Annotated in this window: 25 protein-coding genes; 6 read left to right on the top strand and 19 right to left on the bottom strand. The window is 63.8% G+C overall.

Annotation, left to right across the window (positions count from 1 at the left end):
- Nucleotides 1-93: 93 nt before the first annotated feature.
- Complete coding sequence (locus tag EN955_RS10135) at nt 94-1,353, top strand: ubiquinone biosynthesis hydroxylase (protein WP_024504999.1); 1,260 nt, start codon at nt 94-96, stop codon at nt 1,351-1,353.
- A 10-nt stretch (nt 1,354-1,363) separates the two neighbouring features.
- Here the strand turns inward: EN955_RS10135 and EN955_RS10130 are convergent, their stop codons facing one another.
- The 3 genes from EN955_RS10130 to EN955_RS10120 all read right to left on the bottom strand — a co-directional run bounded on the left by EN955_RS10130 (nt 1,364) and on the right by EN955_RS10120 (nt 2,606).
- Complete coding sequence (locus tag EN955_RS10130; protein WP_024504998.1) at nt 1,364-1,891, bottom strand: hypothetical protein; 528 nt, start codon at nt 1,889-1,891, stop codon at nt 1,364-1,366.
- Nucleotides 1,892-2,031: 140 nt separating this feature from the next.
- Complete coding sequence (locus tag EN955_RS10125) at nt 2,032-2,388, bottom strand: YciI family protein (RefSeq protein ID WP_024504997.1); 357 nt, start codon at nt 2,386-2,388, stop codon at nt 2,032-2,034.
- Nucleotides 2,385-2,606: a hypothetical protein gene (locus EN955_RS10120; RefSeq protein ID WP_024504996.1), complete on the bottom strand. Its 222-nt coding sequence runs from the start codon at nt 2,604-2,606 to the stop codon at nt 2,385-2,387. The genes EN955_RS10125 and EN955_RS10120 overlap by 4 nt, the downstream gene beginning before the upstream one ends.
- A gap of 219 nt (nt 2,607-2,825) precedes the next feature.
- Here EN955_RS10120 and EN955_RS10115 point away from each other — a divergent pair, with 219 nt between their 5' ends.
- Nucleotides 2,826-3,251 carry an OsmC family protein gene (locus EN955_RS10115; RefSeq protein WP_013528883.1) on the top strand — a complete coding sequence of 142 codons (426 nt, stop codon included), beginning with the start codon at nt 2,826-2,828 and terminating at the stop codon, nt 3,249-3,251.
- Between the two features lie 62 nt (nt 3,252-3,313).
- Here the strand turns inward: EN955_RS10115 and EN955_RS10110 are convergent, their stop codons facing one another.
- Nucleotides 3,314-4,285, bottom strand: a complete 972-nt coding sequence (locus tag EN955_RS10110; protein ID WP_013528882.1) for an AraC family transcriptional regulator — start codon at nt 4,283-4,285, stop codon at nt 3,314-3,316.
- A 324-nt stretch (nt 4,286-4,609) separates the two neighbouring features.
- Here EN955_RS10110 and EN955_RS10100 point away from each other — a divergent pair, with 324 nt between their 5' ends.
- Both EN955_RS10100 and EN955_RS10095 read left to right on the top strand, forming a co-directional pair.
- Nucleotides 4,610-4,963, top strand: coding sequence for a hypothetical protein (locus tag EN955_RS10100; protein ID WP_013528880.1), 354 nt, complete (start codon nt 4,610-4,612; stop codon nt 4,961-4,963).
- Nucleotides 4,957-5,496 (top strand): hypothetical protein, encoded by a 540-nt coding sequence (locus EN955_RS10095; RefSeq protein WP_024504994.1) that lies wholly within the window; start codon nt 4,957-4,959, stop codon nt 5,494-5,496. Before EN955_RS10100 ends, EN955_RS10095 begins: the two co-directional genes overlap by 7 nt.
- A 2-nt stretch (nt 5,497-5,498) precedes the next feature.
- Here the strand turns inward: EN955_RS10095 and EN955_RS10090 are convergent, their stop codons facing one another.
- The 6 genes from EN955_RS10090 to EN955_RS10065 all read right to left on the bottom strand — a co-directional run bounded on the left by EN955_RS10090 (nt 5,499) and on the right by EN955_RS10065 (nt 10,296).
- Nucleotides 5,499-6,134, bottom strand: coding sequence for a DUF480 domain-containing protein (locus EN955_RS10090; protein WP_024504993.1), 636 nt, complete (start codon nt 6,132-6,134; stop codon nt 5,499-5,501).
- Nucleotides 6,135-6,162: 28 nt separating this feature from the next.
- The gene (locus EN955_RS10085; RefSeq protein WP_024504992.1) at nt 6,163-6,942 is read right to left on the bottom strand and encodes a succinate dehydrogenase iron-sulfur subunit; all 780 of its coding nucleotides are present in this window, start codon (nt 6,940-6,942) and stop codon (nt 6,163-6,165) included.
- A 9-nt stretch (nt 6,943-6,951) separates the two neighbouring features.
- On the bottom strand, nt 6,952-8,787 hold the full coding sequence (gene sdhA, locus EN955_RS10080; protein WP_024504991.1) for a succinate dehydrogenase flavoprotein subunit: 1,836 nt from the start codon (nt 8,785-8,787) through the stop codon (nt 6,952-6,954).
- Between the two features lies 1 nt (nt 8,788).
- Nucleotides 8,789-9,184: a succinate dehydrogenase, hydrophobic membrane anchor protein gene (sdhD, locus tag EN955_RS10075; RefSeq protein WP_013528875.1), complete on the bottom strand. Its 396-nt coding sequence runs from the start codon at nt 9,182-9,184 to the stop codon at nt 8,789-8,791.
- Nucleotides 9,185-9,186: 2 nt separating this feature from the next.
- Nucleotides 9,187-9,606 carry a succinate dehydrogenase, cytochrome b556 subunit gene (sdhC, locus tag EN955_RS10070; protein WP_013528874.1) on the bottom strand — a complete coding sequence of 140 codons (420 nt, stop codon included), beginning with the start codon at nt 9,604-9,606 and terminating at the stop codon, nt 9,187-9,189.
- A 261-nt stretch (nt 9,607-9,867) separates the two neighbouring features.
- Nucleotides 9,868-10,296: a hypothetical protein gene (locus EN955_RS10065; RefSeq protein WP_024504990.1), complete on the bottom strand. Its 429-nt coding sequence runs from the start codon at nt 10,294-10,296 to the stop codon at nt 9,868-9,870.
- Between the two features lie 261 nt (nt 10,297-10,557).
- On the opposite strand from EN955_RS10065, the gene EN955_RS10060 reads away from it, so the two are divergent.
- Entirely contained in the window at nt 10,558-10,920 is a 363-nt protein-coding gene (locus tag EN955_RS10060; RefSeq protein WP_024504989.1) for a hypothetical protein, read from the top strand.
- Here EN955_RS10060 and EN955_RS10055 read toward each other — a convergent pair.
- Nucleotides 10,904-12,112 carry a GGDEF domain-containing protein gene (locus EN955_RS10055; RefSeq protein ID WP_024504988.1) on the bottom strand — a complete coding sequence of 403 codons (1,209 nt, stop codon included), beginning with the start codon at nt 12,110-12,112 and terminating at the stop codon, nt 10,904-10,906. The two genes, EN955_RS10060 and EN955_RS10055, sit on opposite strands and share 17 nt — an antisense overlap.
- Before the next feature lie 73 nt (nt 12,113-12,185).
- Nucleotides 12,186-13,382 carry a GGDEF domain-containing protein gene (locus EN955_RS10050; RefSeq protein ID WP_024504987.1) on the bottom strand — a complete coding sequence of 399 codons (1,197 nt, stop codon included), beginning with the start codon at nt 13,380-13,382 and terminating at the stop codon, nt 12,186-12,188.
- 159 nt (nt 13,383-13,541) lie between these two features.
- On the opposite strand from EN955_RS10050, the gene EN955_RS10045 reads away from it, so the two are divergent.
- Nucleotides 13,542-13,859: a hypothetical protein gene (locus tag EN955_RS10045; protein WP_013528869.1), complete on the top strand. Its 318-nt coding sequence runs from the start codon at nt 13,542-13,544 to the stop codon at nt 13,857-13,859.
- Nucleotides 13,860-13,897: 38 nt separating this feature from the next.
- On the opposite strand, the gene leuC is transcribed toward EN955_RS10045, so the two are convergent.
- From leuC to rplS, 7 genes are all read right to left on the bottom strand, one after another.
- Complete coding sequence (gene leuC / locus EN955_RS10040) at nt 13,898-15,307, bottom strand: 3-isopropylmalate dehydratase large subunit (protein ID WP_013528868.1); 1,410 nt, start codon at nt 15,305-15,307, stop codon at nt 13,898-13,900.
- A gap of 327 nt (nt 15,308-15,634) precedes the next feature.
- The gene (locus EN955_RS10030) at nt 15,635-16,270 is read right to left on the bottom strand and encodes a class I SAM-dependent methyltransferase (protein WP_024504986.1); all 636 of its coding nucleotides are present in this window, start codon (nt 16,268-16,270) and stop codon (nt 15,635-15,637) included.
- Between the two features lie 54 nt (nt 16,271-16,324).
- Nucleotides 16,325-17,134: an amino acid ABC transporter permease gene (locus EN955_RS10025; RefSeq protein ID WP_024504985.1), complete on the bottom strand. Its 810-nt coding sequence runs from the start codon at nt 17,132-17,134 to the stop codon at nt 16,325-16,327.
- A 201-nt stretch (nt 17,135-17,335) separates the two neighbouring features.
- The gene (locus tag EN955_RS10015; RefSeq protein ID WP_024504984.1) at nt 17,336-18,133 is read right to left on the bottom strand and encodes a transporter substrate-binding domain-containing protein; all 798 of its coding nucleotides are present in this window, start codon (nt 18,131-18,133) and stop codon (nt 17,336-17,338) included.
- 177 nt (nt 18,134-18,310) lie between these two features.
- Nucleotides 18,311-18,820 (bottom strand): MarR family transcriptional regulator, encoded by a 510-nt coding sequence (locus EN955_RS10010; protein ID WP_024504983.1) that lies wholly within the window; start codon nt 18,818-18,820, stop codon nt 18,311-18,313.
- Nucleotides 18,817-19,230 (bottom strand): organic hydroperoxide resistance protein, encoded by a 414-nt coding sequence (locus tag EN955_RS10005; RefSeq protein WP_013528862.1) that lies wholly within the window; start codon nt 19,228-19,230, stop codon nt 18,817-18,819. The genes EN955_RS10010 and EN955_RS10005 overlap by 4 nt, the downstream gene beginning before the upstream one ends.
- 156 nt (nt 19,231-19,386) lie before the next feature.
- Nucleotides 19,387-19,938, bottom strand: coding sequence for a 50S ribosomal protein L19 (gene rplS, locus EN955_RS10000; RefSeq protein ID WP_013528861.1), 552 nt, complete (start codon nt 19,936-19,938; stop codon nt 19,387-19,389).
- Nucleotides 19,939-20,237 lie beyond the last annotated feature (299 nt).

The following is a 20,237-nucleotide window of genomic DNA, read 5'->3' as shown; positions in this document are numbered from 1 at the left end:
TCGCGCCCTCGCCGCAGAAGTGTTATGGCGGTTTCCGACAGGACGGACAGGCAGTCAAGGGCGCAAGACCCGGCCGGCGCAGGAGCGAAGATGATGGAACGCAAGGCGGACACGAAAAACAGATCCGGGCTCGATGTCCTGGTCGCCGGCGCCGGCTATGTCGGCCTGGCCGCCGCCGTATCGCTGAAACAGGCGCGACCGGGCCTCGCCATCGCTCTCGTCGATGCGGCACCTGCTGGCGCCTGGCAAAGGGATGGCCGCGCCTCGGCCATTGCCGCTGCCGCCTGCCGCATGCTCGACCAGCTCGGCGTGTGGGCCGAGATCGCACCCCAGGCGCAGGCGATCACTGAGATGATCATCACCGATTCGCGCACCGCCGATCCGGTGCGTCCGGTCTTCCTGACCTTCGGCGGCGAAGTGGCGCCGGGCGAGCCCTTTGCGCATATGGTCGCCAACAAGGTGCTGAACGGCGCCTTGCGGGCCAGCGCCGAAAGGCTCGGCATCGATATCATCGAAGGCGTCGCGGTGCAGGGCTTCGAGACCAACGGCAGTGGCATCACCGTGCATCTCGCCGACGGCGCGGCGCTGAAGGCGCGGCTGCTGGTCGCCGCCGACGGCGTCAACTCGAAGCTGCGCGACATGGCCGGCATCAAGACGGTGAAGTGGGAATATGGCCAGTCCGGCATCGTCTGCACGGTAGCGCATGAACGCCCGCACAATGGTCGCGCCGAAGAGCATTTCCTGCCGGCCGGGCCTTTCGCCACATTGCCGCTCAAACCCGGTGAGGACGGCACCAACCGCTCGTCGATCGTCTGGGTCGAGCGTACGCCCGATGCCGAGAAGCTGGTGGCCGGTGACGATCTCCTGTTCGAACACGAACTCGAGCAGCGTTTTGGCCTGAAACTTGGCGAGATCCGCGTTACTGATGCGCCGCGCGCCTGGCCGCTCGGCTTGACCATTGCGCGTGCCTTCGTCGCGCCCCGCATCGCACTCGCCGGCGATGCCGCCCACGGCATCCACCCGATCGCCGGCCAGGGCCTCAATCTCGGCTTCAAGGATGTCGCGGCCCTTGCCGAGGTGATCGTCGAGGCCGACCGGCTCGGCCAGGACATCGGCGCGCTCGACGTCCTCGAACGCTACCAGCAGTGGCGCCGCTTCGACACGGTGCAGATGGGCATCACCACGGACGCGCTGAACCGGCTGTTTTCCAACGATATCGGCCCGCTGCGAACCGTCCGCGACATCGGCCTCGGCCTTGTCGAACGCATGCCGCGCCTGAAGGATTTTTTTATCCGGCAGGCGTCGGGGTTGTCCACCAGCACGCCGCGATTGTTGAAGGGCGAGGCGATCTGAGCGCTATCGCTCAGTTGACCTCGAAACCCAGCTTCTGCCGCAGCCGCAATATCCTCTGGTCGGATATTTCGAGGCGTTTCTCGCCGCCCTGGGCGGCGCGGTTGACCATCTGCAGCAGATCGTTTCGCTCGGCGACATCGAGGCGTTCGCGCAGGAACGGCGCCAGCTTGTCGATGACGACGGTGGTGTCGTCGACCTGCGCCGCCGCCCATTTGGCGTAGATCACCGCCTCGTCGGTCTTCTTCTTGTCGGCGATCTCGGAAATCACCGCGCGGATGACAGCCTCGCGCTGCGGCAGGATGGGCCCATCCTCGGAGACGATTGATGTGATCAACGTAGCCGCCGCTACGACCGGATCATCGATCGCCGTCAGAGGCGACAGAGCCGCCTGCTTGCGCAGCTTCTTGCGACGGATGTTGCCCTGCACGCGCCCGACAACGTCCGCAACCTCGCGAGCCGCGTCGTTCATCGCCTTCATCCGGTACCACCAGAACGCCGCCGCGCCCATCACGCCAAGGATAGCAATCAGGAAAGGCATGTCGAAATCCCCAAGAACCCCGGCGACGATAGGAGAACTCTCGCCTTGCTTCAACACGCAAAAGTTGCGCACCAAATGAACCGGGACGATCGTTCAATCGAACGCCTTGGTTTCCGCGTGGCTGTAGCACATGGCGGGGGCTATGACCCCGGCACATTGTAGATCGCCCGCACCTCGATGGTGCCGATTTCGGCCAGCGGGATCTCGCCGGCGATCTCCAGCGCCTGGTCGAGATTGTCGGCCTCGATCATGACGAAGCCAAGCAACTGCTCCTTGGTTTCGGCGAACGGGCCGTCGGTGATCAGCCGCTTGCCCTGGCGTCGCCGCACCGTCTTCGACGTCTTCACCGATTGCAGCGCCTGCGCGACGATCAGCACCCCACGCTGATCCAATGACCGGTCATGAGCCATCGAATCGGCATCGAGCTTGGCCAGACGCTCCGGCGTCATGGCATGGAGGTCGTTTTCCTCGCCATAGACCAGACAGACATATTTCATTTCCAGCTCCCTTGCTGTGACGAACCATAGGCGATCACGGTATCGGTTGAGTTCTTGCCGGCAGCGACATGGTCGAGAAGGCTGACCGCAATGCCGATGATTGCAACTGCCGCAAGCAGCCGGCCGAAGCCGGAGGGCGGCACATGCAGCGGGTCGCTTTTCCCTGGATCGGCCGTTCGGCAGGTGCTTGTCCAATGGGCAGAAAACAGATTGTTCATGCGAACCTCCATCCGCCACGAGAATCCGTGGCCGCCCGCAGGACGGTCGGGGCCGATGCAAGTCGACATTCTTGCACGTACATTTTTTCAAAAAAATCCGGTGCGGCTCGCCGGTGCTGCGTGCGCGCGCAAACAGCGCGGTGGCCTTCCCTCGCGCCCGCGCTATAGTTGGGAGGAACGCCGCCTGGCCGGCGCCACCGCTGTAATAAGGAGGAATTCATGGACCGCACCGCAAACGCCGTCTGGAAAGGCAATCTGAAAGAGGGCACGGGCACGCTCGACACCCAGAGCGGAACCCTGAAGGGCACGCCCTATTCATTCAAAGCGCGCTTCGAGGACGAGAGCGGCAAATCCGGCACCAACCCTGAAGAGCTGATCGCGGCGGCGCACGCCGGCTGCTTTGCCATGCAGTTTTCGCATTTCCTGGCCGAGAACGGCACGCCGGCCACCGAACTCGACGCCAAGGCCGTGGTGACGCTGGTTCCCGGCACCGGGATTACCGGCAGCGCCCTCACAGTGGTCGGCAAGGTCCCGGGCATCGACGCGGCGAAGTTCAAGGAATTGGCCGAAAAGGCCAAGGCCGGCTGCCCGGTCTCGAAGGCGCTCGGCGCCATAAACGTATCGCTCGACGCCAAGCTCGGCTGAAGGCCCGAACGGCAAATTCATCCAGAAACCGCTGGCCCTTGGGCCGGCGTTTTCGTTTGCGGTCAGCCCTTCAACGCGGCCGCCCGCACATCCGATGGCGTCGCGCCGTAGCGCCGCCGGAACGCCCGGTTGAAATAGGAGAGGTCGTTGAAGCCTGCCTCGAAGGCGATCGCCGTGATGCTGCGTCCGGCATGACGAGGATTGCTGAGCATCCGATGCGCGCGCAACAGGCGCTGGCACAGCATGAAATCCGACAGCGACGTGCCTTCGCTCTCGAACAGTTTTCTGATGTAGCGGGCCGAAAGGCGGTGACGGCGGGCGATGTCTTCGGCCGACAGGTCGCCGCCATGGGCTGTTATTTCGGCCTTGATGGCACGCAGCCGCGCCACGCGCACGCCTCGGCCCCGGGCGATTTCTGCCGCGTCTCGGGTGGCACCCATGGCCAGAGCGACGAGATCGAAAATATGCGTCGTCGCCAGATGCCAGGCCTCCGGGGTCAGCACGTCGCCGGCATCCTGGATCGACCTGACATAGTCGAGCAGCAGCCGCATCGCCCCGCCGGAGGTTGGCAGCGGCTGCATCAGCGCCGGCGCCGGGTCGCCGATCAGCGGTGACAGTGCCTTGAGCGAGAAGCTCATATTGACGAAGCGAAGACCGCCTGGCTGGATGACATTGAGGCCGACCTCCTCGCCGCTCATCATCAGCGCCTGGCCGTTGCCGACCGGCTCCTCGCGGCCGCGATGCTTCATCACGCTTGCGCCATCGAGGGCGACCAGGAGGACGAGATCGTCGCTGTCGATCAGCGACGTCGAATGATGGACGCGGAATTCCGAACACGTGCCCGTGGCGATGCCGAGGCCAGGCAACGCGCGCACCTGCATATCGACATGCGTCGGGCCGAGTGGATCGAGATCGACCTTGAGCACCGTGCGGCCATAGACCTCGCGCATGACCTCGACGCGATCCCGCTCCGGAAGCGCGTCCGTCATCAGTCGGAACGAGGCGGTTGGCCCCATCGTCGCCGTCACCGGCATCCCCCATGCCTCAGGTCAATTAGAAGCCGCGTGATATGCGCCGCGCCTCCGAAAACGTCAATACAGGGCCGTTTGGGCCGTTTTTAGGGCCGCTGCGTCCAAGCTGCCCGCTTTTGCCGGACCTAGTTTGCAGCGCGTTTCCGATCAGGAAGCGCATCGCAAACAGCCACAAGGGGGTTCGATGTATCATTTGCAATTGTTCAGGAGACTGTCGGGGCTCGCCTCGGCAGGCTTCAATCCACGCGTCTATCTATTGTCCATCGCTCTCGGCGGAACCGTCGCCGACCATCGCGATCCGAAGCGGCCGTGTGGGGAGCGCCGGCCATGAGCGTCCGGCATACAGTCCTGGCGGCACCGGTCCTGTGCCTCGGCCTATCGGGCTGCGTCGGCATCAACCCGGTTTCTGCGGTCGTCGGCATGGCCGGCATGGCAGCGGCCAACTCCGCCGGCATGGCGCAATCGAGCGTCATCAGCCCGCAGGAGCAGGCGAAGTACGCCTCGATGTCCTGTGCGGATCTGCGGCAATTGATGGCAGGTTACGAAGAGGCGAAGAATCATGGGCCGTCGGTCAAGAAATACGGCGGCATGGCGCCGGCCGGCAAGACGGCGATCGTCAACAATGTCATCGGCACGCGGCTTGTCTATCTCCGGCAGCTTGTTGCGAGCAAAGGATGTTGAGGGCCTCGTCACACCACGCCTGCCGGGCGGCACTTGTCGGGCTTGCCGGCTGGCTGGCCTTCAGCGCCGGCGGCGCTTACGGCCAGGGCAAGGGACCGACGACACGCTCGCGCCTCGGTGCGATGCCGGCAGCGCTTGTCGGCAAGTGGGGTTTTGCAGTTGCCAGCGGCAATTATTGCGACACATTCAGCAACTGCGATCCAGGCAGCGGCGGCAGCGTCACCTTTACCTTCGGGGCTGACGGGCGCACCTATTACGCGCTGTTCCAATCGTCTCTGGTCGACGGCTGCGGTCAGGTCCGGTCGCTGACCCTGAAAACCGGTAAGGCCTCCGTGCGCGGTTCGACCCTGGTTTTCACGCCGACGGCAGGAACCTACAAATCCGTCAATGGTTGCCGGCCCGACCTCACGGGCCTCTGGAAATTCAAGCCCGGTGACCTGAAGCCGGTCTCCTTGCGCTGGCAACTGGACGACAACCAGTTGCGGCTGATCGACCCCGACGGCGAAGCGAGCGGCGTTTACTCGAGGAGGTGAACCTAGCGCTCGCCGGTCAGCGCGTCGATGCGGGCGCGTAACATTGCAATCTCCTCCTCGAGGGCGCTGACGCGCTCCTCGAGGCCGGAGGCAGATGAAGCAGCCGACGCAGCCTGCATGGCGATGGGGGCGATCTGCGGAGTCCCGCTCAGCAGATGGACGTAACGCTCCTCGCGCTGGCCCGGTCCGCGTGGGATTTCCTGGATGAGTGGCGGTCGGCGGCCGATCAGCATGTCGAGCTCGGCGCGCAGATCTTCGATCGACGAAAACCGTGCCATGCGCTCGGTGCGCGCCGACAATTCATGGGCCGTCTGCGGCCCGCGCAGCAACAGCAAGCCGATCAAGGCGGTCTGCGGTGTGGTCAGCGAGAAGCGCTGCGCCATCTGGTGCTCGTAGCGCTCGACACGCGAACCGAACATCTGCCGCACCAGCCCCTTTTGTTCGAGCAGCTTCAGCCCCCGGTGCACCTCGCTCTGCTCCAGCGCCATCACCGGCTCGCGCGCCGTCTTCTGGTTGGCGGCGGCCAGTGCCGCGTTGAGCGTCAGCGGATAGACATCCGGCGTCAGCTCCTTCTTCTCGATCAGGCAGCCGAGAATGCGAGCTTCCACAGGGGAAAGGATGGGAAGGTCATCGCTCATTGGATTACTCTCGCCGGCAACCAACCGCCTAAACCTTTCTCTCCACCATCATCTTCTTGATCTCCGCGATCGCCTTGGCCGGGTTGAGGCCTTTGGGGCAGGTCTGCGCGCAGTTCATGATGGTGTGGCAGCGATAGAGCCGGAACGGGTCTTCGAGATTGTCGAGCCGCTCGCCGGTGGCCTCGTCGCGGCTATCGATCAGCCAGCGATAGGCCTGCAGAAGCGTTGCCGGGCCGAGATAGCGGTCGCCGTTCCACCAATAGCTCGGGCACGAGGTCGAGCAGCAGGCGCACAATATGCATTCATAGAGCCCGTCGAGCTTCTCGCGATCCTCATGGCTTTGCAGCCACTCCTTGGCCGGCTCCGGCGACACCGTCTTCAGCCAGGGCTGGATCGACGCGTGCTGGGCGTAGAAATTGGTGAGGTCGGGCACCAGATCCTTGACCACCTGCATGTGCGGCAGCGGGTAGACTTTTACCGCGCCGGAAATGTCGTCGCAGCCCTTGGTGCAGGCGAGCGTGTTGGAACCGTCGATGTTCATGGCGCAGGAGCCGCAAATGCCTTCGCGGCAGGAACGCCGCAAGGTCAGCGTCGGGTCGATCTTGTTCTTGATCCACAGCAGCGCGTCGAGCACCATCGGCCCGCAGTCGTCCATGTCGACGAAATAGGTGTCGATGCGCGGGTTCTCGTCGTCGTCCGGCGACCAGCGATAGATGCGGTATTCCCGCAGATTGGTGGCGCCCTCCGGCTTCGGCCAGGTCTTGCCCGGCTTGATCTGCGAATTCTTGGGGAGCGTGAGTTCAACCATGTTCGATCCTCAATACACTCTGGCCTTGGGCGCGATCTTGGCGAGGCTGATGCCGCCGTCCTTTTCAGCCAGCTGCGGCTCGGTGTGCACCGGCCGGTAGGAGAGTGCCACCTTGCCGTCTTCGCTCAGCCTGGCCAGCGTATGCTTGCGCCAGACCGCGTCGTCGCGCGCCGAAAAGTCCTCGCGTGCGTGCGCGCCACGGCTCTCCTTGCGCGCCTCGGCGCTGTAGACCGTGGTGATGGCATTGGCCATCAGGTTTTCCAGCTCCAGCGTTTCGACCAGATCGGAGTTCCAGATCATCGAGCGGTCGGACACTTTGATGTCCTTCAACTCGCCCCAGATCTGCGAAATGCGCTTACAGCCATTTTCGAGCGACTCCTGCGTGCGGAATACGGCCGCGTCTTCCTGCATCGCCTTCTGCATCTTTTCACGCAGCACCGCCGTCGGTGTCGAGCCGTTGGCGTAACGCAGCCGGTCGAAGCGGTCCATGATCTTTTCGACCGAGGCTTCGTTGGGCGAAGGGATCGCCGACTTGCGGTCGATGACCTGGCCGGCGCGGATCGCCGCCGCGCGACCGAACACCACAAGATCGATCAGCGAATTCGAACCGAGCCTGTTGGCGCCGTGCACGGAGGCGCAGCCGGCTTCGCCGACAGCCATCAATCCGGGCGACACCTGGTCTGGATTGAGCGCCGTCGGATTGAGCACCTCGCCCCAGTAATTGGTCGGCACGCCGCCCATATTGTAGTGGACCGTGGGCAGCACCGGGATCGGCTCCTTGGTCAGGTCGACACCGGCAAAGATCTTGGCCGATTCCGAAATCCCCGGCAGCCGCTCATGCAGGACGGCGGGATCGAGATGGTCGAGATGCAGGAAGATGTGGTCCTTGTTCTTGCCGACGCCGCGGCCCTCACGGATCTCCAGCGTCATGCAGCGCGAGACGACGTCGCGCGAGGCAAGGTCCTTGGCTGACGGCGCATAGCGCTCCATGAAGCGCTCGCCCTCGGAATTGACGAGATAGCCGCCCTCGCCGCGCGCACCCTCGGTGATCAGGCAGCCGGCGCCATAGATGCCGGTCGGGTGGAATTGCACGAACTCCATGTCCTGCAGCGGAAAGCCGGCACGCGCGGCCATGCCGCCGCCGTCGCCGGTGCAGGTGTGCGCCGAGGTGGCCGAGAAATAGGCGCGGCCATAGCCGCCGGTCGCCAGCACCACCATCTTGGCCGAGAAGCGGTGGATGGTGCCGTCATCCAGGTTCCAGGCGACGACACCGGTGCAGGTGCCGTCCGGCTCCATGATCAGGTCGAGCGCGAAATACTCGATGAAGAACTGCGCATTGTTCTTCAGCGACTGGCCGTAAAGCGTGTGCAGGATGGCATGCCCGGTGCGGTCGGCGGCGGCACAGGTGCGCTGCACCGGGGGGCCTTCGCCATAGTTCATCATGTGGCCGCCGAACGGCCGCTGGTAGATCTTGCCCTCTTCGGTGCGCGAAAACGGCACGCCGTAATGTTCGAGCTCGTAGACCGCGGCCGGCGCCTCGCGCACCAGATATTCCATGGCGTCGACATCGCCCAGCCAGTCCGAGCCCTTGACGGTGTCGTACATGTGCCACTGCCAGGAATCGGGACCCATGTTGGACAGCGAGGCGGCAATGCCGCCTTGCGCCGCCACCGTGTGCGAGCGGGTCGGGAACACCTTGCTGATGCAGGCGGTGCGCAGCCCCTGTTCGGCCATGCCGAGCGTGGCGCGCAGCCCGGCGCCGCCGGCGCCAACGACCACCACGTCGAACTTGTGGTCGACAAAGGTATAGCCTGCCGTGTTGGCTTGTTTCGCGTCCTTGGCCAACTCAGCCTCCGAATGCCAGCTTGAGCAGGGCGAAGATCGAGGCGACGCCGACCGCTATGGTGAAAAATGTATTGAGCGCGATCAGCGCCAGCTTCATGCCTTCGCCATGCACGTAATCCTCGATGATCACCTGCATGCCGATCCGCATATGGGTGAGACCGGAGATGAGCACCAGGGCCATCACCAGCGCCACGAACGGGTTGGCAAGGGCTGCCCGCACATGCTCGTGGTCGGCGCCGTTGAGCGCGATCAGGAAACCGACGAAGAACAGGATCAGCGGGATGTTGGCGATCGCGGTCAGGCGCTGGCGCCAGAAATGCCCGGTGCCCTCGCGGGCGGAGCCGAGGCCGCGGACCCTCGCCAGCGGCGTGCGCATGTCGGTGTTTTTGCCGCTCATGATCAAGCTCCCCGCGCCATGGTGCCGGCGATCCAGATCAGCAGCGTGAGCAGGATCGAGCCGGCCAGCGTCGCCCAGGCGATCTTCGAGGCGGTATGCTTTTCCAGGCCCGCGCCCGTGTCCCAGATGAGGTGCCGTACGCCGCCCAGCATATGATGCATCAGCGCCCAGGTGTAGCCGAACAGGATGATCCGGCCGAGCCAGGTGCCGAAGGCCCAATTGGCCCAATCGAAGGTCGCCTGCGAGCTTGCCGCCGCCATCAGCCACAGGGCGACCAGCAGCGTGCCGAAATACAGCGCGCCGCCGGTGATGCGGTGAATGATCGACATCGTCATGGTGATCGGCGGCCGGTACACGGTGAGGTGCGGCGAAATCGGCCGTTCACGTCTGGCAAATTCGCGGGTGGCTGGTGATTTGCTCATGGCTCCCCCAGTTCGGCGTCTCTCTGGAGCCTCAGGTGGAAATGCGGCATTGCCGCTTCCGGTTGCGACTTCGGACAGCCGGTTTCTAATGCTCTTTTTGCACCGCGTCAAAGCCAGAAAACCGTTTCGAAAACGTAATTTAGTCTGACTAAAAGGCGGGCTTTGGCTTCAATCGATTAGGCCGGGAAGGCCTGAAGCCGGCTCGATATCGCTGCAGTGCAACATATCTGGCCCCAGGGCCCAGCGGTGGTGAGACTGGCGTCAGCGTTTGCAGGTCTGCGGCGTCGATCCCTTCTTCATCACCAGCGCCTCGCGCCCGTCGATCACGATTGCGTCATGCGTGGCCGCCTGGTAGCGGCTGCTCTGGTTGGCAGGCGACGCCGCAAACTCCTCGGTCGCGCCGTCGGACCCGACCACACGCAACGACGTGCCTAGATTTTGGATGGAAATCATACCGTTGTTGCCGCATCTATAGGTGGCCGTGCCTGTGCCTGGTCGCGGCGCGGTAAGGTCGGTGATGATCTTGGTTGCAGCTGCCGGAGGCACCGCGGCTGCGACGGACTGCTGGGCCGGCGCAGGTGAGACGACGACGGTATTGGCTGCCTTCGGCGCGCTGTCTTGCGGCACACAGGCAGCGACGACACCGAGCAACGGGAAAACGGACACCCAAATCGGCCGGCGTAGCGCCATATGCTGTCCTCCCGCGCGGCAAGCGGCCACGATGCTTTGTCCAGATCAATATCGTCCCGACGCCAAGGCGGACGCCGCCGCGATGGTGCGGCCAAGCATGGCCGAATGATGGCCACCGGGTTTTCCATCCAGTCGGATATTAACGGATATTAACCATGTTCACCGAGACATCGCCGCCAAACGCGCCGGCCTCTTAACAAAGGTTAAGAAACCGTTAATTTCTGATTCGAGGAGGCTTTCCCTCAAGACACGGAGGACGCCATGCGTTCGAATTCGGGCAAATCGCGCCTTGCGGCGCTCGTCGTGGCAGCCTCGGTCGCCGGCCTTGCAGCGCCAGCGCTTGCCGGCGCACGGCATCAGGATCGCGTCTACGCCGATTCCTTCGGCAACCTCGTCGTCGACAGCGCCGCCGGCTACAAGCGCATCATCGTCGGCCAAGGCAGGCTGGCCAAGCAGCTCTCCGACTACACCAGCGCCGGCCAGCCCAAGGTGATCTACGAGAACGAAGCCGACGAAATCGGCGGTTATAGCGATTGCTACCGGCCGCCGGTGCTGGTGAAGGGCCGCTCCTATATGTACGGCCTCTCCGACGGCGAGATGCCCGAACTCAGCCCCTGCCGCTAGCTTCCGTTCCGGCTGACGACCAGTTGCCGGCAGGCCCGACGGAGACGCGCACGCAATCGCGCCCGGCATTCTTCGCCTGATAGAGCGCCTGGTCGGCCCGCCGCATCAGATCGGCAAAGTCTTCGCTCGCATGGAGTTCGGCGACGCCGAAGCTCGCAGTGCAGCGGTTGTCAGCCGGCAGTCCGTCTATGGGCAGCGCGCCGAAGGCGCTGCGCGTTCCCTCGGCGAACAGCCGCGCCGCGGCAAGGTTGGTTCCCGGCAGGATGATGGCGAACTCCTCGCCGCCAATGCGGCCGGCAACGTGATGCGCGGCGGCGGCTTCACGCAGGAAGCCTGCAAAAGTCTCGATCACCCGGTCGCCGGACGCATGGCCGAAGCTGTCGTTGACGCTCTTGAAATGATCGAGATCGGCTATGACCAGCGCGACCGGCACGCCTTGCCGCAGGGCGCCAAGCACCGCCAGTTCGGCATGGCGGGTGAAGCCGCCGCGATTGAGCAGGCGCGAAAGCGTGTCCGTCTCCGACTTCGACGTCACTTCGGCAAGCACGTCGCGAACCAGGATGGCCAGCATCAGCAGCGCCAGCGCCAGCGCAAAGACAGTGCCGAGCGATTGCGACACCAGCGCGTAGTTGCTTTGCAGATAGGCTTGCGGATTGGCGCCCCAGCCGCCGAGCGCATGGGCGATGAATGGCTTGGAGGCAAACTGCAGGCCGCTCGCCGCCAGCACGGCCATCAATATGCGATCGAGACGGTCAAGCTTTTGCCTCGATGACCAGACGATGGCCAGCCCGATGAACTGCATGACCGCATAGGGAAGCTGGTAGGCCATGATGCGGATCAGCGACTGGCGGGGCAGGTCCTGTACGAAATACACAGCTATGGTGGTGGCCAACAGGAACAACAGCATCGCCTTCCAGGGCGGCGCCACGCCGTATTTGCGGGCAAGCCCGCCATTGAACGCAATGGTGGCAGCAAGGAAGACCGCGAAGGCGGCAACGACCGGGAGCCGCGCGTCGGCAAAAGCGGGAATGGAGAATTCGATGGCCGAATAGGCCATGCCCAGCAGATAGCCAAATGCCAGCCAGCGCGCCGGCGCCCGGCCGACATCGTGGAAGGCGACCGCCATGAAGCAGGCCGCCAGCAGGCCGGCAACCGACAGATTGATCAACAGGATGAAGTTGGCGCCGCTCATGTTCTCCCGCACCCGCGCCGACAGCTAATCATCGACGGGCGAAGAAGACGTTAACGTCCTGGCCGGCCAGGATTCAGCCGGTCTTGAGCGGCTCCGGCAGGAACGCCGTTTCCGGCCGCTCATAGGACAGGCGTACACTGTCGCGGCCGTTCTTCTTGGCCTTGTAGAGCGCATCGTCGGCACGGCGCATCAGCGGCTCCAGCGCCTCGTCACCGCTGCGGGCCGCCACGCCGAAGCTTGCCGTCACCTTCGTTCCCTGGGGAAGCCCGTCGACATGGCCGGCCGAATAGACCGTGCGCACCGCTTCGGCGAACAGCCGTGCCGCGGCAAGATCGCTGAGTGGCAGCAGCACGGCGAATTCCTCGCCGCCGATACGCCCGGCAACACCGCGCGCGCCGGCCGCCGACCGAAGCTTGGCGGCGAAATCGGCAATCACGCGATCGCCCGCCCCATGCCCATGCACATCGTTGAGCGCCTTGAAATGATCGAGGTCGGCCAGCACCAACGCGACCGGGAACCGCGCCGAGGCGCAGTGCCGCAAGAGCAGCATGCCGCGCTCCTCGAAGCCACGCCGGTTGAGCAGGCCCGACAGGGGGTCGGTAAAGGTCTCGGTCTTCAACGCCTTCAACACGTCGAGTGCCGCGGCGGAAAACAGGCACAGCGCGATAAGCAGCGACAGCAGCGCGTGCGACAGCAGCGCCGTCGTCCAGTAGGACGAGCCATAGAACCCGTCATAGCTCGTGAAGGGCCCGTGCGCGATGACGACGACAAGGGTGCGCACGAAGAAGTTGACGCCCGACAGCAGCGACAGCACGAACAGGATTTTCTCCGTCGGGCCGCTGTTGCGCACCGGGCGCAGTTCGGCGGCAACCAGAAGGCTGATACCGCCGAAAGCGAAATTCATCGCCAGGATGCGCCAGGTGAGATCCGGCGCGATGAACAGGAACCAGCAGAACGACGCCAGTCCCCCGCAGGCCAGCGCGCCGATCCCCACATAGGGCACCTTGCGGCCATAGCGGTGGACGATGGCGCCGGCCAGGCAGCAGCCGGCGATGCTGAAGCAGATGTTCGACACCAGCTTGGTCAGCGGCATGCCGATCGGCAAGGTGAAATACTGAAGCAGGAAGCCCACCGCCGAGAGACTGTAGCTGAGCGCCAGCACGGCCAGATAGGGGCGGTGGCGCTGATAGGACCATAGCACGAGGAACGCCGCGCCGAGCGCCAGCGCGATCGTCGGGTTGAGCAGCGCTATGAGCAGACCCGTGTCCAAACGACTATGACTTCCCCTCGCTTACGTCGGGGAAGAGCTTAGAGGGCAAGCCCAAACAAGCGGTTAAGCCACGCGGTAGGCAGGACCGCCATCTCAAAATAATGTCAGGGAACCGCCGTCTCCGGTCAGCGTTCCTTCGTTGACAATCTGGAGCGACCGATGGCCGACACAATCACACTGACCGACCACGATGCGATCCGCTCGTGGGCTGCCGGGCGCGCCGGCTTTCCCGCAATCGTCGACATCTCGCCCGAAGCGGGGACGCAGCCCATGTTGAGGCTGGTCTTCGGCCAGCACGCCTATCAGGATCAGGACCAGCCTGAACGGCCGCTCAATGCGGGAGGCTATGAACTCGTCGAATGGGACGAATGGTTCAAGCTCTTCGAGGAACAACAGCTTGCGCTTGTGGTCGCGGCCGAACAGCCCGGACGCCGCGAGGAGTTCCACGAACTCGTCCGCCGTGACGGGAAGCGTTGACCCGAGCCGGGTGCGGCTCGGGTCCGTTCAAGTCCGGACTACTTCCACTCGCGGATGTCGACGAAATGGCCGGCGATCGCCGCCGCGGCCGCCATCGCCGGCGACACCAGATGGGTGCGGCCCTTGAAGCCTTGCCGGCCCTCGAAATTGCGGTTCGAAGTCGAGGCGCAGCGTTCATGCGGCTTCAGCCGGTCGTCGTTCATGGCCAGGCACATCGAGCAGCCCGGCTCGCGCCAATCGAAACCGGCGGCGACAAAGATCTTGTCGAGGCCTTCGGCTTCCGCCTGTTCCTTGACCAGGCCGGAGCCCGGCACGATCATCGCATCGACATGCGGGCTGACCGTCTTGCCTTCGACCACCTTGGCGACGGCGCGCAGATCCTCGATGCGGCCATTGGTGCAGGAACCGATGAAGACGCGGTCGAGCGTGATGTCGGTGATCCTGGTGCCCGGCGTCAGACCCATATAGTCGAGCGCGCGCTGCTTGGAGGTGCGCTTGTTCTCATCGGTGATGTCGTCCGGGTTCGGCACGATGCCTTGCACCGACACGACGTCCTCGGGCGAGGAGCCCCAGGAGACGATCGGCGGCAGCTTGGCCGCGTCGAGCACGATCACCTTGTCGAAATGCGCGCCCTCGTCGGACTGTAGCGTCTTCCAGTATTCGAGTGCCGCATCCCAGGCCGCGCCCTTCGGCGCGCGCGGCTTGTCCTTGACATAGGCGAAGGTCGTCTCGTCCGCGGCGATCAGGCCGGCGCGCGCGCCGCCTTCGATCGACATGTTGCAGATCGTCATGCGGCCCTCCATCGACAGCGCACGGATCGCCTCGCCGGCATATTCGATGACATAGCCGGTGCCACCGGCAGTGCCGATCTCGCCGATGATGGCCAGGATGATGTCCTTGGCGGTGACACCTTCCGGCAATTGGCCGTCGACACGCACCAGCATGTTCTTGGCCTTGCGCTGGATCAGCGTCTGCGTCGCCAGAACATGCTCGACCTCGGATGTGCCGATGCCATGCGCCAGCGCGCCGAAAGCGCCGTGCGTCGAGGTGTGGCTGTCGCCGCAGACGATGGTCATGCCGGGCAGTGTAAAGCCCTGCTCCGGACCGATGATGTGGACGATGCCCTGGCGGATATCGTTCTCGGAATAATATTCGACGCCGAAATCCTTGGCGTTCTTGGCCAGCGCCTCGACCTGGATGCGGCTTTCCTCGTTCTTGATGCCGAACTTGCGCTCGGGCGAAGTCGAGACATTGTGATCGACCACGGCCAGCGTCTTTTCCGGATGCCGGACTTTACGGCCGGTCATGCGCAGGCCTTCGAAGGCCTGCGGACTGGTCACTTCATGGACCAGGTGGCGGTCGATGTAGAGCAGGCAGGTGCCGTCTTCCTGGCGATCGACGACATGGTCGTCGAAAATCTTGTCGTAGAGGGTGCGCGGTGCGCTCATGTGCGTAAATCCGTCGATATGAGAATGGGAAAGAGCAGGTGCCGGACCTCCGGCCCGGCGAAACGACCCCGATGGGTCGGCCTAGGGTAGTCGGCTGGTCAGCGCCCCGGACACGCGCGCGGAGAAGCGCGACGGCAGGCGTTTTCTGTCCTGCAGCACGAACCCCTTGTAGGCCGGATCGCCAAAAAGCTCTTCCATGGCGTGGCTCATATCAATGTTTTGGGTTTTCGGCAATTGGAAGCTGCCTTCGCAGAACTCGGGTTCCTCGTCCTCACTTCCACACCTTCAGGGGGAGAGGAAGGAAGCCAAGATCGGAGAACGCGCCGCTCAGATCACTTCAAACACAAAAGTCTTCACCAGCGCATCCGGCTCGGCGATCGCATAGCAGCGGAACCACGGGCTTTCCTCGACCGGCCGCCATTTCCCAGTCTGCTCCAACTCATCGAACACCGCCTGGAAGCCGCCGCTCTCGAACACCCGGTCGCGCACGGTGAAGATCGCATGGCCGCCCTTGCGGATGATGCGCACCAGTTCGTGCAGGCCTGTTGCCGGCGCATGGCTGATGGTGAACACGCCTGTCGAGAAGAAGGCGCGGAAATACCCGTCCGGCCACGGCAGCGGACCGCCCAGCATTGCCTGCTTCAGTTCGCTGTAGGCATTGCGGCTGCCGGCGATCTTCAGCATATCGTCCGAGAGGTCGAGCCCCGCAATGTCGCGGTAGCCGAGCGCATTCAGCGACGGTCCCGACAGGCCGGTGCCGCAGCCGGCATCGAGCAACGGGCCATCGCCCGCCGGCACATGGCGCGCCACCCAGGCGGTGATCAGGAAAGGCAGGAGGTAGCCGAGCGAGGCGGTCTCGCTGTCATAGGTCGCGGCCCATGCGGCATAGGCCTCTTCAAGCGCTTCCGGCGTGTCGGCCGTATAGACGGAATCCAGCGCCGCATTGGCTTTGTCGACGATCATGGGACCTCCTCAACGGGAATGCTCGGGGATCGTAGCGCTGCCTTGGCCGAAAGACTATTCCTCGTGCTGGCGGCGCAGCCGCCGTTCCAGCGCCCTGAGCGCCAGCGACAGGCCGACGGTCAGGATGAGATAGATGTAGGCTGTTATCGAATAGGTCTCGAAGAAACGGAACGAGCCGGCGGCGTAGACCTTGCCCATCTGCGTGATGTCGGCAACGCCGAGCACCGAGACCAGCGAGGAATCCTTGACCAACGCGACGAAATCATTGCCGAGCGGCGGCAGGATGGTGCGGATCGCCTGTGGAAACACGATCAGCCGGAAACGCTGCGCGCGGGTCAGCCCGAGCGCCTTCGCCGCTTCGATCTGGCCCTTCTCCACCGCCTGGATGCCGGCCCGGAACACCTCCGAGATGAAAGCCGAATAGCCGATGGTCAGCGCCATGATGGCGCGCCACAACAGCGACACGTCGCGCACCAAAAGCTCGCCGAACAGGCCGGCGCTTTGCAGCGGCGCGGTCAGCGCGTTCCAGGCCGCGACGAAGGCCGGCGCGCCGGCAAAGGCGATCCAGAACAACAGTACCAGGATCGGCACGCCGCGGATGATCTCGACATAGAAGCGCGCGATCTGGCGCAGCCAGCGCGAACCCGACATTCCCATCAGCGCAACGCCGAGACCGATGGCCGAAGCCAGCACGAAGGCGACCACGGTGACGAAGATGGTGACGCCGATGCCCTTGGCGACCGTGGCGAACACCTGGGCATAGAGATTGCTGGTGGCGACGAAGACGGCCACCGCGATCGCGATGGTTACGGCTACGACAAGCCACCAGGGGAAGTCGGCTTTGGAGGAAGAGGCGGGAGGCATCAAAAGGATTGCGCCAAGGCACCCCCCTCTGGCCTGCCGGCCATCTCCCCCTCAAGAGGGGAGATTGGCAGCTTCGTCGACGGCACTCTTTTTACAACTTTGGTGATTGGCGAAAGCGGAAAAAACAGCCAATCTCCCCCCTTGAGGGGGAGATGCCCGGCAAGGCAGAGGGGGGCGTTCAAGCGCGAAGTCAGTGCGAAATCACTGCCCCATCTTGTAATCAAGAAACCACTTCTTGTTCAGCGCATCGAACGTCCCGTCCGCCTTCAACGCCGCAATCGCCGCATTGACCGGCTTCACCAAGTCGGAACCCTTCGGGAAGATGAAGCCGAAATCCTCGGTGCCGAGCGGTCCGCCGATCAGTTTCAATTTGCCCTCGGAGGCGTCGACATAGCCCTTGCCCGCTGTGCCGTCGGTCAGCACGACATCGACGTCACCGGACTTCAGCGCCTGCACCGTCGCGCCGAAGGTTTCGAACAGCTTGATGCGCGGGTTCTGCTCATTGCCGTCGAGCACGCTGTAGACGGCGGTGTAGAAGGGCGTGGTACCCGCCTGCGCGCCGATCAGCCCGTCCTTGAAGGCGCCGAAGGTCTTGGCGTCGGTGAAGCGGCTCTCATCGCCGCGCACCAGCATGAACTGTTCCGAGCGCATATAGGGGTCGGAGAAATCGACCTTCTCCTTGCGGTCGTCCTTGATGGTGATGCCGGTCATGCCGATGTTGTACTGGTTGTCGGAAACCGCCTGGATCATCGCGTCCCAGGAGGTGTTCTGGTACTCGACCGTGAAATTCAGCCGCTTGGCGATCTCGTTCATTGCGTCATATTCCCAGCCGATCTGCTTGCCGGTCTTGGCATCGATGAACTGCAGCGGCGGGTAGGCGTTTTCGGTGACCACCACCACCTTCTTGCCGCCGAGGTCGGGCAGCACCTGCGCAAAGGCGGCAACGGGTACCAGGACGAGGGCAAGCAGGCCTGCCAGCAGCAGTTTCGATTTGGTCATGACACACTCCCCGGAAATTGACGGACCCGGGCACGGCCGGGCTTGTAGGAAAATCCGGCGCCGACTTTAGCTTTCCGCAAGCGTCATGCAAGACGGTCCGCTGCGTCAGCGCGCGCGAAAAGGGATTCCGATGCCTTCATTTCCGGGATTCAGGAATGAACGGTGTCGCGGCAGCGATCAGCTCCGCTTCACGATGCCGGCATCCGCCTTGCGCAAGCCGGAGACGAACCGCGTCAGCGTGCGGTGCAGGGATTTCAACTCGTCGGCATCCAGCGGCAGGTTGCAAAGCATCGCCGCCGGCACGCTTTTGGCCTGCTCACGCAACGCTTGTCCCTTCGCTGTCGGCTCGACCAGAACCCGGCGCTCGTCGGCCAGGTCGCGCCGCCGTGTGACCAGGCCACCGGCCTCCAGCCGCTTGAGCAGCGGCGTCAGCGTCGCCGAATCCAGCCCGAGCGCTTCGCCAAGCTCGCCGACCGTGCTTGGAGCCCGTTCCCAGAGCGCCAACATGGCCAGATATTGCGGATAGGTCAGGCCGAGCGGATCGAGCAGCGGGCGGTAGAGCTTCGTCATCAGCCCGCTTGCCGAATAGAGCGCGAAGCAGAGCTGTTGGTCGAGCCGCGGAACGTGAAACGTCCCGGTGGCCTCCGCCGGGACGTCCCTGGTGCTCTTTGTCGTCTTTTCCGTCATGCCGCCTTTACCGAAAGCGCTACGTCGACATTGCCCCTGATGGCGTTGGAATAGGGGCAGATCTTGTGCGCCTCCGATACAAGCGCTTCCGCCGCCGCCTGATCAAGGCCTTTCGTTTCCGCCGCGAGCGCGACGCCGAGCTTAAAGCCTTCGCCATCGGGAAGCAGGCTGACGGTGGAGGTTACCCCGGCATCCGTCAGCGACAGCTTCTGTTTGCGCGCGACAAAGCGGATGGCGCTTTCGAAGCAGGCGGCATAGCCGATAGCGAACAGTTGCTCGGGATTGGTGGCGCCCCCCGGCCCGCCGAGTTCCTTGGGCATTGCCAGATCGACCTTGAGCAGACCGTCGCTGGTCTCGCCATGGCCGGCGCGGCCGCCGGTGACGTGAGCCTGTGTGGTGTAGAGTGCCATATCAAATCTCCAATTACTTTGTGCGCGATTATTTAGTGCACAAGGTAATGCGCCGTCAACAGCCGGATCCTGTGTCTGGCGCTGAAAGCGTTCACAGTCTGGTGAAACGAAAAAAGGCGGCCGAAGCCGCCTTTTTGAATGGGATTTCCGAAAACCTTATTCGGCAGGGGTCGCTTCTGCGGCGGCCTTGGCTGCTGCTTCGGCCTCGGCGGCGGCCTTCTTCTCGGCGGCGTCCTGGGCGGCCTTCTCGACGGCCAGGGCCTCGGCTGCTGCCACCTTCTCGGCTTCGATGCGGGCCTTCTCGGCGTTCAGCGCATCGCGCTCCTCATCGTTCAGCTTGCGGGCGCGCACGCCGGTGTTTTCCGAAATACGGGCCGATTTGCCGCGACGATCGCGCAGGTAGTAGAGCTTGGCGCGACGCACCTTGCCGCGGCGAACGATCTCGACGCCTTCAACCATCGGCGAGTAGACCGGGAACACGCGCTCGACGCCTTCGCCGTAGGAAATCTTGCGAACCGTGAAGTTCTCCTGGAAGCCGGCGCCGGCGCGGGCGATGACGACGCCCTCATAGGCCTGAACGCGGGTGCGGGTGCCTTCGGTCACGCGGACCTGGACGCGCACGGTGTCGCCGGGCTGGAATTCGGGAAGCTTGCGCTTGGCTTCGATCTTGGCGGCCTGTTCGGCCTCGAGCTGACGGAGAATATCCATCTCAAAAGTCCACTTCTTGTTCTTCCGACAGTCAGAGCGTCCGACACTCGCCTTGCAGTTCCATTGACCGCTTGGCTATGCCTTTTGTCTCCAAGACATTTGTCTTTGAAACATCCGGCAGGGGCGTCTACACCGTCATTGTTGACGGGTCCGGCAGATTCTTTCTGGCCGGTACGGGCGGGCACATACAGCTATTTCGCCGCTTTGTCACGCCTTGGGCGCGCATTTTCTGCTCGCATGGCACCATCGTAATCCTGCCGTGCCGGGTTGCGCCGGTCGTTCAGGCTTTCTAAAGCCTG

The organism is Mesorhizobium sp. M7A.F.Ca.CA.001.04.2.1, from assembly GCF_003998485.1.
Lineage (GTDB): Bacteria > Pseudomonadota > Alphaproteobacteria > Rhizobiales > Rhizobiaceae > Mesorhizobium > Mesorhizobium ciceri.
Note: the sequence above shows the minus strand (reverse complement) of the source record. Positions and strands in the feature narration are given on the sequence as shown.